Consider the following 11799-nt stretch of genomic DNA (forward strand, 5'->3'; position numbering starts at 1 on the left):
CTGTGACCGCAACCACAGCGACCTGACGAGAGCGGACGTGTGGCCACCGAACGCTTCCTCGACCTGCCCGAGCCCCCGGATGCCGGCTTCGCCACCGACAACCTGACGGCCCGGGGAGCACTCGAGGCGATCCGAGTCCGCTGCCTGCGCGTGCCCGACGAAATCGGCCTGGCCGCGTTCGACGACATCCCCTGGTTCCCGCACACCGACCCTCCGACCACACGCGTTTCCGCATCGCTCTCCTTCCCGGGCGCGGACCACGGCGGGCTTCGCCCGGTCCCCCCGCGGTCAGGGGGACGGGTGCGGGATGGCGTGGAGTTCCGCGTATCCGTTGACCAGCAGTGAAGGGACCTTCGCCGGGTCCCGGCCCGACTCTGCGAGCGTGAGGCCGGGCAGCGCCGTGAACAGCTCCTCCAAGGCGAGGCGGGCCTCCATCCGGGCCAGGTGCGCCCCCACGCAGAAGTGCGCGCCGCGGCCGAAGGCCAGATGCTCCTTGGAGGGGCGGTCCGGGTCGAAGGCCTCAGGGGAGTCGGGGTGCAGGCGCGGGTCCCGGCCGGAGGCGCCGAAGGCGACCAGGATGGGCTCGCCTTGGGCGATGACTACTCCCCCGCCGAGGTCGATGTCCTCCACCGCGTAACGCAGCGGCACGTACTTGGTGGGCGGGTCGCGGCGCAGGGACTCCTCCACCACCTCCTCGACCGCCAGTTCCCCGGCGGTCAGGCGCTCCCGGTACTCGGGGTGGGTGAGCAGGGCGTGCACCGCGCTGGTGATGAGGTTGACCGCGGTCTCGAAACCGGCCCCGATCATGAGGACCAGCGTGCCGACCAGATCGCCGTACGGCAGCGGTTGGCCGCTCTCGGGGTCGAGCAGGTCGCTGGTGAGGTCCGTACCGGGACGGGCCCGCCGGTACTCCACCAGGATGTCCAAGCAGGCCATCAGTTCCCGCTGACCGGCCAGGACCTCCTCTGGCCCGGCGGTGGTGTCCACACCGGTGTCCACCGCGGCGCCGAGCCGTTCCGACAGGTCCTCGGGAACACCGAAGAGCTCACAGATCACACCCATCGTCAGCGGACGGGACAGCGCGGCCCGCAGGTCGACCTCCTGACCGGGCGCGGCCCGCGCCATGTCGGCGACGAGCCCCCGTGCCCGCTCACGGACGGTGTCCTCCATGCGGCGCACCCGGCTCGGGGTGAACGCGGGGGTGACCAGTCGGCGCAGGCGCCGGTGCTCGTCCCCGTGACGGTTGATGAAGCCGTCCAGGAGAACGAGCCGGGCGAGCGACCAGTCCTCCCCGAGCTTGTCGTGATCGGGCCAGTGCGCCCTGAAGTCCCGGGAGACCCGTGGGTCGGCCAGCAGGTCCTTGACCAGTTCGTGCCGGGTGACGGCCCAGGCGACCACACCCCCGGGGAGTTCGACGCGGTGCGCGGGCCCTCCCGCACGCAGCCGGGCGGTCTCTTCGTGGAAACCCGTCCCGTCCGTGCGCAAGCGGTAGGGACATCCTGAGGTCTCCGTGTTGGTGGGAGGGGAGATGGCAGCCTCCTGAAGGCCGAGGGAGCGGGGTGCGGGGGTGGAGCCGGTGCTGCTCCCACTCGTTCTACGTCGCCGGGCGGGTACTGACAACGCCCCCGGCCGGTTGTGGCCCGGCCCGGGTCACAACCGGAGCCGGGTCAGGTCCGGGCCCGCACGGCGTCCAGGATCTCGTCGTGGATCCGGCCGTTTCCGAACAGCGCGGCCCCGGTGTCGAACCGGTCCTCGCCGGACAGGTCGCTGAACGACCCGCCCGCTTCCCGGACGATCGGCACCAAGGGCGCGATGTCCCAAGGGCCCGCGCCCAGCAGCAGGAAGGCGTCCCGCTGCCCCGTGGCCACGAGCAGCCCGCCATGGCAGGTCCCCGTCCCGGTCGACGGTTTGGGCGGTGCCGGCACAGCATTACCCGGTCCGTTCCAGTCGAGCGCAGGGACTGCTCGCCCTGACCTCGCGGCGAGCCCTGCCGCCGCGGCGCGGGCGTGTTCGGTGACCCGTGCCGGAGGCGGCCGGAACCCGACCGACGCGTCGGCCAACTGGCCCGTGGCACTGACAGTCAGGCGGGGGGTCGTAGCTCCCGGCCGGTGTCGGGGTGGTCGCCGTCCACGCTCCCCCGCCCGACCCCGCCCACCAGCGGCTCTCCAGGGACGGTGCGGAGACCAGGCCGAGGTCGACTCGGCGGCCCCGGGTGAGAGCGATCAGCGTGCCCCACTCCGGCTCGCCGGCGAGGAAACTCCTGGTGCCGTCGATGGCGTCGACGATCCAAGTGCGGGCTCCGGCCCGTCCAGACCGCGCCCCTCCCGCTCAGGGCCCGCAACTCCGAGTTCCTCTCCGGTGAAGGCGTCGCGCGGGCGCTCCCACGCGACGCGGGCGCGCAACTCGCGCTCGATACGAAGATCCGCGGGGGTGACGGGGCTGCCGTCGCTCTTCGTCTCGGTCGCGCGGGTCCCCTCCGCGGCGTAGCGCATGGCGATATCCCCGGCGAGATCAGCCAGCCGGTGTGCGAGGGCCGGGTCCCCGTCGTCCCGCATCGCTCTCCCTTCCGCCCGGAGAGTCCCGCCGCACGGCGGGGGTACTTCGGGCACCCTTTCCGGTGGGGACCATACTGTGCGCAAGGGGCGCGCGGGGCGGCCTCCGATGGGGAGGTAGGAGATGGCGGAGAACGAGTCGGGAACGCCCAGGGTGATGGTGGGTGTCGACGGGTCGGCTACGGGTGACCGGGCGCTGGGCTGGGCCGCGGCCGAGGCCGCGCGCCGCGGGTGCACACTCAGCGTGGTCCACGCCCTGGCCATGCCGCTGGTGATGTCCGTCTACGCGGGCAGCACCCGGTTCCCGCCCTCGGAGGAGATCAGGGACCAAGGCGACCGGTTGCTCCGGCAGGCCGCCGAACGGGCGCGCGAACTCCAGCCCGGACTCCCGGTGGAGACGGTGCTGGCCTTGGAGGAGCCGGCGAAGGCCCTTCTGCTCCGTACCGACCCGGACGACCTGGTGGTCGTGGGGTCGCGCGGGCTGGGAGCGGCGCGCTCCGCCCTGGAGTCCTCGGCCAGTGTCCGCCTGGCCGCGCGTGCCGTCTGCCCGGTGGTCGTGGTGCCCGTGGGCGCTGACGCGGTGACCGAGGCGCCGCGGCGGATCGTGGTGGGGGTGGACGGTTCCGACGACTCCCGCAGCGCCCTCGACTTCGCGTTGCGCGAGGCCGCGCGGGTGGACGGGGGTTCGGTGGTCGTGGTGCACAGCTGGCAGGTGCCGCTGCCCTTCGACGCCCAGTCCCTGGCCGAGGGCGGTTGGGTGCCCCCGGACGACCTGTTGGACCAGCGGTCGCAGGAGATGGTGTCCGACATGCTCAGCAAGGTCGTGGACGCCGACACCGAGGGGGTGGGCGTGGCCGTCGTGCGCAGCTCGCAGGATCCGGCCGAGGCCCTGATCGAGACGGGTGCCACCGCGGACATGGTCGTGGTCGGTTCGCGGGGCCGGGGCAGTGTGCGGGGCCTCCTCTTGGGTTCGGTGAGCCAGGGTGTGCTGCACGGCTCAACCGTTCCGGTCACGGTGCTGCCCCGCAAGGCGAACATCGCGCGTTGAACCCCGGGGCGGTCGCGCGGTCCCAGCGGGCTGTGCGCATACTGGGGACCGTGGCTGACGAGACGAGAAACCCCAGGCTGGAGATCGAGTACTGCACGCGCTGCCGGTGGCTGCCGCGGGCAACGTGGATGGCGCAGGAGCTGCTCACCACCTTCGAAAGCGAACTCGGCGAGGTGGCCCTCGTACCCGGGACCGGTGGCGTGTTCGAGGTACGCGTGGACGGGGAGCCGGTGTGGTCCCGCAAGACCGACGCGGCCTTCACCGACGCGGCGGACATCAAGCGCCTCGTCCGCGACCGCGTCGCCCCGGACCGGCCGCTCGGGCACTCCGAAAAGCAGCCCTGAAGCCGCTCTCCCAGGCAGCGGGGACGGCACGACCCGGACGAGAGGATCCTGGCCGGAGGGCGGGCTGGTACCGGTCAGCCGGGGGGCGCCTTCTCCAGCCCCGCGAGGACCCGGTGGTACAGGCCGCCCGAGGTCAGTCCGCCATCCACCACCAGTTCGGCCCCTGTGACGTAGCGGGACGCGTCGGACAGGAGGAATGCCACGACCTCGGCGATCTCCCCGGATTCCGCGACCCGGCCCGCGGGGACCGAGCGCAAGCTCTCCTCGACGAACTCCTCGGAGCCCGACCTCAGCAACGGGGTGTCCACCAGACCCGGATGCAGGGAGTTGACGCGCACACCCCATCCGGCGAACTCCATGGCACCGGTCTTGCTCAACCCGCGCACGCCCCACTTGCTCGCGGCGTACGCCGCCGCGAAGTATCCCGTCATCCCCGCGATGGAGGACACGTTGACCACGGAGCCCGCACCCGACTCCCTCAGTAGCGGAGCCAGGTGCTTCATTCCGTAGAAGACCCCGGACAGGTTGATGTCGATCACCCGCCGCCAGTCCTCGTCAGCGGTGTCGGCGATACCGAAGCGGTGACTGACCCCGGCATTGTTGACAAGCCCGTGGAGCGAGCCGTCCTCTGCGGAGATCCGTTCGCACAGGGCCGTCCACGAACCGGGGTCCGTGACGTCCAGGCGGGCGAAGCGGGCCGACCCCCCGACGTCCCGGATCTCCGCCACGAGCTCACTGCCCCGGTCCTCGTCCAGGTCGGCCACCCAGACCCGGGCGCCCTCGCGCGCCAGTGCCAGGGCCTCCACCCGGCCCATCCCGTTCGCAGCTCCCGTGACGACGACGCCTCGCCCTACCAGCCCGTGCTTTCCCATGGCCGTTCCTCCTAGTCAGCGCGTAGTTCCGTACCGCGGGTCTCCGAGACGAAGAAGACCGCGACCCAGGTGAGCAGGGCGGTAAAGACGAAGTAGCCCGCCGGGGCAAGGGAGTGTCCCGTGACGCTGATCAACCAGGTGGCGATGAAGGGAGCGGTGCCGCCCAGGAGCGTGTTCGTGACGTTGTTGCCGAGCGCGATACCGCTGTACCGGGTAGAGGAGCTCAGCATCTCCGCGTAGGTAACGAACGAGGCCCCGTTGACGATGGACACGAAGGCGAACAGGACGGACTGTCCGACGAGCGCTGCCCAGGCCGGGCCCGCCGACATCATCATGAACATCGGAACACCCAGGAGCGCCGCCCCGGCACTGCCGATGAACAGGACCTTCCTCCGACCGAAGATGTCGGCTAGGTAGCCCGCCAGCGGCAGACAGGCGGCTCCGACGACCATCGCGACCGAGGTGGAGGCGAAGGCCAGCTGGGAGGAGTGCCCGGCGGTGGTCTGGAGGTAGGTGGCCGCGTACACCGAGACGATGTAGTAGCCGCCGGTGATGACTGCTCCCAGGCAGATGATCTTCACGACCGACCGCCAGTTGGTCACCAGAAGGGCCTTAAGCGGGAGCTTCTCTGTCTCACCCTGCTCGCTGAGCTCCTTGAACTGCGGGGTGTCGTCGAGGTGGCTTCGAATGTACAGGCCGATGACGCCGATGGGCAGGCTCAACAGGAAGGGGATGCGCCAGGCCCAGTCCAACATCTGTTGTTCGGTGAAGAGCGATGTGGCGGCGAGTGCGACCAGAGCGGCGAACAGCGAGCCGAAGTACGTACCCGAGTTCACCAGGGAGGTCTGGGTGGCCCGCCACCGGGCGGGGGCCGACTCGGCGACGAACGCGTTGGCGCCGCCGAGCTCGCCTCCGGCGGCGAAGCCCTGCAAGCAGCGGCACAGGACGAGCAGGCTCGTCGCCCACACGCCGAGTGTGTAGTAGCTGGGGAGCAGACCGATCAGTGCGGTCGCCAGCACCATCAGCAGGATGGTCCAGGACAGCGCCCGCTTGCGCCCGTACCTGTCGCCGATGTGCCCGAAGACGATTCCGCCGGGCACCCGCATGAAGAACGCGACGGCGAACGCCGCGAAGGTGCCCAGGAGCGCAGCGGTCGGGTCCTCGGAGACGAAGAAGAGCATCGCCACGAAGGTGGCCATGTAGCCGTAGATACCGAAGTCGTAGTACTCGACGACGGTGCCGAGCACCGCTGCCCGGATGACCTTCATCCGTGACTGGAAGTCCGGTGCTGGCGGCTTCTCCACGGAGTCGCCCGACGGGTGTTGGTCCAGTGACATGCTGCCTCCTTGAAGCAGGTCCGTACCGGGGCGCGCGGCTGTCGCCCGGTCCGGGGTGGTGCAGGGGAGCGGTGGGGAGTTCAGCCCCGGGCGGCCGCCTCACGACCGGCGATCCGGCCCATGGTGACGGCGTTGGCGACGGCGTTGCCGCCACCTACGTAGCGCAGACCGAGCACACCCGCGCCGGCTTCGCCCGCGGCGTAGAGGCCGGGGATGGTTCGTCCGGTGCCGTCGAGCACGTCCGCGCGGGAGGTGATCTCCAGTCCGGCGTGTGTACAGACGAGCTCGGCTGGCAGGATGCGCGCCGCGTGGAAGGGCCCGCGGTCGATGGGGTCGGGATGACCGGCCTGCCCCTTGTTCCTCAGGGTGAGGTGGCGTAGGAAGTGCTCGTCCTCCCCGTGGGGCAGTTGGCCGTTCCAGGTGTCGACGGTGACGCGCAGTGCCTCAGCCGGAACCCCCATGAGCCCGGCGAGCTCCTCCAGGGTGTCGGCGCGCAAGGTCCTGCCCTCATCGGCTTCCTGGGTAACCCGTTCCGGGGTCCAGTCAGCGTAGCCGGAGGGCAGGGAGGCCCTGGCGCGGTCGTCGAACACGCACCAGGCGAATCCTCCCTGGGCTTCGATGATGCCGGTGGAGACCGCGTACGAAGCGTCCTCGTCCATGAATCGTCGACCTGCGCGGTTGACATACAACCGGGAGACCGGCGGAAAACCGGACCGCCAGTGGTGCTGGCGCTGGAAGTACACGGTCGGAAGCAGCAGCCCCCAGCCCGAACCGGTGACGGAGGCACCGACTTGGTCTGCGAAGCGCATGTGGTCGCCCCTGCTTCCGGGTGCCGCTACGACGAACCCGTCCTCCCCCGCGTCCAGGGCCGCCGGATAGTACTCCTTGAGCAGTTCGGGGTCCCGGGACAGGCCGCCGGTCGCGACGACAACCGCGTGCGCGCGGACCTCGACCCCGTCCGCGACCACGCCGACGACGCTGCCCTCCTCCGACAACAGGCGCTCCACCCGGGTGTTGGGGACGACCTCGACACCGTAGCGGCGGCAGGCCTCGGTCAGGATCCCGACGAGGCCCAGGCCTTGGTCCTTGGGGACGTGTCCCCGCCAGACGTCCTCTACACCCGCCTGCGAGAGTCCCGGCATGTGGGCGTTGGTGGATACTCGTGCGGGGATCTCCAGGCCCAGGCCGATGAGCCACTCCAGGCTGGGGCCCGCGTTCTCGCAGAACGTGCGGATGAGCCCGGGCTCCAGCATCCACTGGTTGAGGTCCATGTAGTGCTGGTAAAAGCGCTCCACCGTGTCCGCGACCCCTGTACCGCGCTGGACACTCGTGGCGGCGGCCGTGAAGAGTCCCGCGGAGAGCTGGGTGGATCCGCCGAGCTCAGTCTCGGACTCGAACAGCAGAACTTCGGCACCGTTCTCGGCCGCGGTGGCCGCCGCCGTGAGTCCGGCCCCTCCCCCTCCGACAACGACGACGTCGGTCTCGACGGCCTCAGACATGGCGGGAACCGCCGTCCACGGCGATGCTGTGCCCAGTCACGTAGCGGCTGCTGTCGGAGAGCAGGAAGAGCAGGACCCCGACGACCTCCTCCGGGGAGCCGACCCGGTGCAGGGGGACGTTGTCGAGCGCGGCCTCCAGCGCCTCCGGGTCGTCCTGGAGCCAGCGGGTCATCTCCGTGTCGATGAACCCGGGTGCGATGGAGTTCACCCGCAGGCCCTTGTCTCCGAGCTCGACGGCCAGTGATTCGGTGAGGTGGGCGACGGCGGCTTTGGAAGCGCAGTAGGCGGCACGGCCCCGGCGGACCCTGACGGCCGAGACGGACGACATATTGACGATGGCCCCGCCTGGCTCCATGTGGCGGGCGGCTGCCTGAGCTCCGTGCAAGACGCCCTGGACGTTGACGTCCAGGACACTGGACATCTGTTCGGCGCTGATCTCGCCTATCAGCGCGAAGGGAAAGACACCGGCGTTGTTGACCCAGTAGTCGAGGGAGCCGAACTCGCTGACAGCCACCTGGGCGAGGTCGTCGTGCTGGCCGGGGTCGGCCACGTCGATCCGCCCGGCGGACACACGGCCCGGGCCCCTGCTGGTGTCGCCCCGTTCCAGCTCCCGGTTGATGTCCTCTGCGGTCTGCTTCATGTCCGTGTCGTTGATGTCGGCACCGACGACGTTGACACCGCGGGCGGCGAGCGCGGCGGCGAAGCTACGGCCCATGCCGCGAGCGGCTCCGGTGACGACCGCGGTGCGACCTGCCATCTCGGGGTGGACGACTTCCATCGTGCGGTGGACGACGTTCGCGGGTCCGCTGCCCTCGTGCTGGGTCATGCGCGTGCCTTTCGTCGGCGGTGTGGAGGAGTCGGCGGGGCGAGGAGTCATGGGCGTTCTCGGGCGGGCAGGTCGTCGCGGTGCACCTCGCGGCGGGCGGTGTACCAGGTGTCGCCGTCTCGGCGGAGCCGGTCGTGGACCGTGGTGAACCGCAGGGTCCTGGTGAGGCCCGTCACAGCGGTGGCGATGACTTGAAGATACGCACTGACCTGCAGTTCCCCGCTTGACCCCGGCTCCGCGAACACATTGGTGATCACGTGGCGGCGCACCTCTCCGGCGTCCCTGGCGTCCTTGGTGAAACGCTCCGCGAAGGCACGGAGCGCCTGTCTACCGATGACCGGGCCGGGATAGCTCGGCGAGTGGAACTCCCCGTCTTCTGTGAAGGTCCGTGCCCATTCCTCGGCACGGCCCGAATCGATGAGGTGCGACTGGCGTGCGTAGAGCTGCTGCACCTCGACGAAGGTCGTGGCCTCCATGATTCCCCTTATGTGCGATAATAGCACTAGACGTGCAATTAATGTTCAACGTATGTGTCGCACGTCACCGGAGTCAAGGGATGGCATGTATGTTCACCATGCGAAGGGAGTCAGATGCCCAAGGAAACGGCCGAACGGCCGGACACGAAGACCTCCAAGACGCTGCACAACGGCATCGAGGTGTTGGAACTGCTCAGCAGACACCCACACGGCCTGTCGGTCACCGAGGTCGCTGACGGGATCGGGGTGCACCGGACCGTCGCCCACCGGCTGATCCGCACCCTGGAGGAGCACCGGCTCTGCAAACGCGACGCGTTCAAACGCATCACGCTGGGCCCGGGCCTGTTGGCACTCGCAGAATCCGTCGAAGCCGACCTCCGCGAGGTAGCCAGGCCGGTCCTGGCCGACCTGGCCGAGGCGCAGGGGGCCACCGCCCACCTGGTCGTTCCCGAGGGCGAGGACGAGGCTCGGGCCCTGATGGTGATCGAGCCCCTCGAAGCGAGGGCACACATCGCCTTCCGCGCCGGTCGGGTCGACCCGCTGGGGCAGGGCTCCGCCGGTCTGGCCCTGCTGTCCGCGCTGCCGCCCCGCGTCGGCGAACGGGGGGAGATAGCCCTCGCCCGCGAGCGCGGTTACGCGGTCTCACACGGTGAGGTGACCAACGCCGTGACGGGCGTGTCCGCGCCCGTGGTGAGCTCCCGCGGCGAACCGATCGCCAGTATCGGTGTCTCCGTGCTGGAACTGGACGAACCCGAGCTCTTCGGTGCCGCCGTGCGGGAGGCGGCCCGCCGCCTCGCGAACATGGTGCACGCGCCCTGACACTTGGCACCTGGCCGACACCCACGGGCGGTGGCCCCGCACCCGATCCCGTGTCAGGCTGGGCGGCCCAGGAGGCCGAGCCGCGGTGGAGTTGAGGTTCGAGGATGTCGGCAGACGAGGGACCGGAGAGCGTTCCGCGGCGGTTCGCGCAGGCCTGGAGTGAAGGTGACGCCGACGGGATCGCCGCGCTGTTCGCGCCGGACGCCGACTTCGTGAACGTCGTCGGGCTGTGGTGGCGCGACCGCGAGGCGATCCGCAGGGCCCACGAGTACGGTCTGCGGGTCATCTTCCCCGGCACGACCATGCGGGTGTCCGGGATCCGGGTGCGCATGCTGGGCGACGACGCGGCGGTCGTGCACTGCCGGTGGAGTGTCGACGGCCAGGTGATGCCCGACGGCTCGCCCGCGGACCGCAGGTGCGGGGTGTTCACCTTCGTCGTGCGCGCAGCCCCCGAGGGCTGGACAGCGGTCGCCGCGCACAACACCGACCGCGTGTCGGGCGCGGAGAGCCTGGCCGGGCGGGGCGGCGACCTGTCCCCCGTCGACTACCGCAGCTGAGCCTGCCGGGCGACACCGCGTTCTTCGCATCGGCGGGGCCGGACTGACATCCGAATTTCCCTCTCGCCTGGAGTGAACGAGCCCGGTCGAAAAAGTTCTGGCCGCATGAGGACTTTCTTCTACCTGTGCGCAACGAGCAGGACCGGCCGACCGCTAGAGCAAGTATTCGCAGTTCAGGACATACACTCACCTCTACTTGTAACCCAGAGTCAGAACTTGATTCCGATGGAAATATGTAGCGATAAGGTTCTGGCCAGATGAGGACAGTGAACCTCCTTGCCCTTTCAATGCTCTCTATTGCAGTCTGTTTGCGGCGCCGAAAACAATGACTTCAACGTGAAACCTATCCATTCTTCACACCAGACAGAAACAGGGGACCGGGTTCCCAAAAATCCAACCCCATTCAATGCAACAATGTGCTGACCAGCTCAAACATGAGCCTCAGCTCCGAAAGCCCAATGGGCTAACAGATCATCAAAGCTTGATTGAAAGCCAATCAGTGATCCGATAACGGAGAGGAACACCATGAGGATCGCCAAGTACCTCGCCACCGGCGCCGCCGCCCTGGCCGCCACCGCCGCCTTCTCTGCCCCGGCTCTGGCTCAGGACACCACCGACGAGACGGCCCCCGAAGGCACGGCAGAGACCGTCACGGAGACTGAAACGATGTCGCTGGCTCCAGATTGTGTCGACAGGACCTGGTACAGCGCCGGTTTCGCCTTCGTCAAGAACAACTGCTCCACCACCCAGAACGTGAAGGTGGTCATGAGGTACGCCGGCGACAGTCCTTGCACGGAGTTGGCTCCCGGGGAGAGCTTCGAGCACCGCCCGTGGCAGCCGTGGTCCCAGTACGTCGCCACCGACAGCTGCTAGGGCGTGTTCGAACGGTCGGCGCCGTGTCAGTCTTCGACGCGGTGCCGGCCGACACCCGGGCACAACCGGAGGGAACCCGTCCCACGGGTGGACGGTGGCATCCTCCCCGGGTTGACGTCACCGGCCGGTGGACGCCCGCCACTCCAGGCGGGGCAACTGCCGGACACGGGGGCGCGGCGCCTCAGGAGGAGCCAGTGACCTCCAAGAGCGCTCCGACGCGCTCGATGGTGCGCCGGGCCTCCCGGGCCAGGGTCTGCCCGTCCATACCCTCGTCTCCCATGACCGTCAGCAGGGCCTCGGCGCCCATGGCGTACACCACGACGTGCCCGCCCTGGCAGCGGACCTCCACCTCGTTCAGGGGCCCCAAACCGACCTCGCCGGCGGTGCGCTTGCCCAGCCCCAGGGTGGTCGCGGCCAGCGCGGCCAGCGCCTGGTCGCGCACCTCCGGGCTGTCGGACGCCACCACCAGGCCGTCCGAGGCCGCGACGACGCCCCCGGTCACCCCGGTCACGCGCTCGCGCAAGTCGGCCAGTTCCCGGACGATCTCGTCCTGGACCATCGCTCAATCCCCTCCTGTGCCGTCGCCCCGGGGCGCC

The 11799-nt window shown here is 69.6% G+C and carries 15 protein-coding genes and 1 pseudogene; 6 read left to right on the forward strand and 10 right to left on the reverse strand.

Annotation, left to right across the window (positions count from 1 at the left end; translation table 11 throughout):
- Positions 1 to 27 precede the first annotated feature (27 nt).
- Positions 28 to 231, forward strand: a pseudogene (locus tag ACYVD1_RS29625) (substrate-binding domain-containing protein); the annotation flags it as partial.
- Between the two features lie 57 nt (positions 232 to 288).
- On the opposite strand, the gene ACYVD1_RS29630 reads toward ACYVD1_RS29625, so the two are convergent.
- The 4 genes from ACYVD1_RS29630 to ACYVD1_RS29645 form a co-directional block, all read right to left on the reverse strand.
- Entirely contained in the window at positions 289 to 1485 is a 1197-nt protein-coding gene (locus ACYVD1_RS29630; RefSeq protein WP_460777808.1) for a cytochrome P450 family protein, read from the reverse strand.
- A gap of 182 nt (positions 1486 to 1667) precedes the next feature.
- Positions 1668 to 1925, reverse strand: coding sequence for an inositol monophosphatase family protein (locus tag ACYVD1_RS29635; protein ID WP_460777809.1), 258 nt, complete (start codon positions 1923 to 1925; stop codon positions 1668 to 1670).
- 4 nt (positions 1926 to 1929) lie between these two features.
- Positions 1930 to 2286 (reverse strand): inositol monophosphatase family protein, encoded by a 357-nt coding sequence (locus ACYVD1_RS29640; RefSeq protein ID WP_460777823.1) that lies wholly within the window; start codon positions 2284 to 2286, stop codon positions 1930 to 1932.
- Positions 2223 to 2555: an inositol monophosphatase family protein gene (locus ACYVD1_RS29645; protein WP_460777810.1), complete on the reverse strand. Its 333-nt coding sequence runs from the start codon at positions 2553 to 2555 to the stop codon at positions 2223 to 2225. Before ACYVD1_RS29645 ends, ACYVD1_RS29640 begins: the two co-directional genes overlap by 64 nt.
- A gap of 121 nt (positions 2556 to 2676) precedes the next feature.
- On the opposite strand from ACYVD1_RS29645, the gene ACYVD1_RS29650 reads away from it, so the two are divergent.
- Both ACYVD1_RS29650 and ACYVD1_RS29655 read left to right on the forward strand, forming a co-directional pair.
- Positions 2677 to 3600 (forward strand): universal stress protein, encoded by a 924-nt coding sequence (locus ACYVD1_RS29650; RefSeq protein WP_460777811.1) that lies wholly within the window; start codon positions 2677 to 2679, stop codon positions 3598 to 3600.
- 50 nt (positions 3601 to 3650) lie between these two features.
- Positions 3651 to 3944 (forward strand): Rdx family protein, encoded by a 294-nt coding sequence (locus tag ACYVD1_RS29655; RefSeq protein WP_460777812.1) that lies wholly within the window; start codon positions 3651 to 3653, stop codon positions 3942 to 3944.
- A 74-nt stretch (positions 3945 to 4018) separates the two neighbouring features.
- Here the strand turns inward: ACYVD1_RS29655 and ACYVD1_RS29660 are convergent, their stop codons facing one another.
- The 5 genes from ACYVD1_RS29660 to ACYVD1_RS29680 form a co-directional block, all read right to left on the reverse strand.
- A complete protein-coding gene (locus ACYVD1_RS29660) occupies positions 4019 to 4816 on the reverse strand; it encodes an SDR family NAD(P)-dependent oxidoreductase (protein WP_460777813.1) in 798 nt (265 codons plus the stop codon).
- Positions 4817 to 4827: 11 nt separating this feature from the next.
- A complete protein-coding gene (locus ACYVD1_RS29665; protein WP_460777814.1) occupies positions 4828 to 6153 on the reverse strand; it encodes an MFS transporter in 1326 nt (441 codons plus the stop codon).
- Between the two features lie 80 nt (positions 6154 to 6233).
- Positions 6234 to 7652, reverse strand: coding sequence for an FAD-dependent oxidoreductase (locus ACYVD1_RS29670; RefSeq protein WP_460777815.1), 1419 nt, complete (start codon positions 7650 to 7652; stop codon positions 6234 to 6236).
- The gene (locus ACYVD1_RS29675; protein ID WP_460777816.1) at positions 7645 to 8478 is read right to left on the reverse strand and encodes an SDR family NAD(P)-dependent oxidoreductase; all 834 of its coding nucleotides are present in this window, start codon (positions 8476 to 8478) and stop codon (positions 7645 to 7647) included. The genes ACYVD1_RS29670 and ACYVD1_RS29675 overlap by 8 nt, the downstream gene beginning before the upstream one ends.
- A 47-nt stretch (positions 8479 to 8525) precedes the next feature.
- Positions 8526 to 8954, reverse strand: a complete 429-nt coding sequence (locus ACYVD1_RS29680) for a nuclear transport factor 2 family protein (RefSeq protein ID WP_460777817.1) — start codon at positions 8952 to 8954, stop codon at positions 8526 to 8528.
- Positions 8955 to 9068: 114 nt separating this feature from the next.
- On the opposite strand from ACYVD1_RS29680, the gene ACYVD1_RS29685 reads away from it, so the two are divergent.
- From ACYVD1_RS29685 to ACYVD1_RS29695, 3 genes are all read left to right on the forward strand, one after another.
- Positions 9069 to 9773, forward strand: a complete 705-nt coding sequence (locus tag ACYVD1_RS29685) for an IclR family transcriptional regulator (RefSeq protein WP_460777818.1) — start codon at positions 9069 to 9071, stop codon at positions 9771 to 9773.
- 104 nt (positions 9774 to 9877) lie between these two features.
- The gene (locus tag ACYVD1_RS29690) at positions 9878 to 10330 is read left to right on the forward strand and encodes an SgcJ/EcaC family oxidoreductase (RefSeq protein WP_460777819.1); all 453 of its coding nucleotides are present in this window, start codon (positions 9878 to 9880) and stop codon (positions 10328 to 10330) included.
- A 525-nt stretch (positions 10331 to 10855) separates the two neighbouring features.
- Positions 10856 to 11203, forward strand: a complete 348-nt coding sequence (locus ACYVD1_RS29695; protein ID WP_460777820.1) for a hypothetical protein — start codon at positions 10856 to 10858, stop codon at positions 11201 to 11203.
- Between the two features lie 181 nt (positions 11204 to 11384).
- Here ACYVD1_RS29695 and ACYVD1_RS29700 read toward each other — a convergent pair whose 3' ends face one another.
- Complete coding sequence (locus ACYVD1_RS29700; protein ID WP_460777821.1) at positions 11385 to 11762, reverse strand: roadblock/LC7 domain-containing protein; 378 nt, start codon at positions 11760 to 11762, stop codon at positions 11385 to 11387.
- Positions 11763 to 11799: the final 37 nt, after the last annotated feature.

The sequence above is a fragment of the Nocardiopsis nanhaiensis genome (genome assembly GCF_054778635.1).

Excerpts from the sequence above, each read along its gene's own strand:
- ACYVD1_RS29685 (WP_460777818.1), top strand. The coding sequence starts at position 9,069 with ATGCCCAAGGAAACGGCCGAACGGCCGGACACGAAGACCTCCAAGACG.
- ACYVD1_RS29645 (WP_460777810.1), bottom strand. The coding sequence starts at position 2,555 with ATGCGGGACGACGGGGACCCGGCCCTCGCACACCGGCTGGCTGATCTC.
- ACYVD1_RS29690 (WP_460777819.1), top strand. The coding sequence starts at position 9,878 with ATGTCGGCAGACGAGGGACCGGAGAGCGTTCCGCGGCGGTTCGCGCAG.
- ACYVD1_RS29660 (WP_460777813.1), bottom strand. The coding sequence starts at position 4,816 with ATGGGAAAGCACGGGCTGGTAGGGCGAGGCGTCGTCGTCACGGGAGCT.
- ACYVD1_RS29675 (WP_460777816.1), bottom strand. The coding sequence starts at position 8,478 with ATGACCCAGCACGAGGGCAGCGGACCCGCGAACGTCGTCCACCGCACG.
- ACYVD1_RS29665 (WP_460777814.1), bottom strand. The coding sequence starts at position 6,153 with ATGTCACTGGACCAACACCCGTCGGGCGACTCCGTGGAGAAGCCGCCA.
- ACYVD1_RS29670 (WP_460777815.1), bottom strand. The coding sequence starts at position 7,652 with ATGTCTGAGGCCGTCGAGACCGACGTCGTCGTTGTCGGAGGGGGAGGG.
- ACYVD1_RS29700 (WP_460777821.1), bottom strand. The coding sequence starts at position 11,762 with ATGGTCCAGGACGAGATCGTCCGGGAACTGGCCGACTTGCGCGAGCGC.
- ACYVD1_RS29680 (WP_460777817.1), bottom strand. The coding sequence starts at position 8,954 with ATGGAGGCCACGACCTTCGTCGAGGTGCAGCAGCTCTACGCACGCCAG.
- ACYVD1_RS29695 (WP_460777820.1), top strand. The coding sequence starts at position 10,856 with ATGAGGATCGCCAAGTACCTCGCCACCGGCGCCGCCGCCCTGGCCGCC.
- ACYVD1_RS29650 (WP_460777811.1), top strand. The coding sequence starts at position 2,677 with ATGGCGGAGAACGAGTCGGGAACGCCCAGGGTGATGGTGGGTGTCGAC.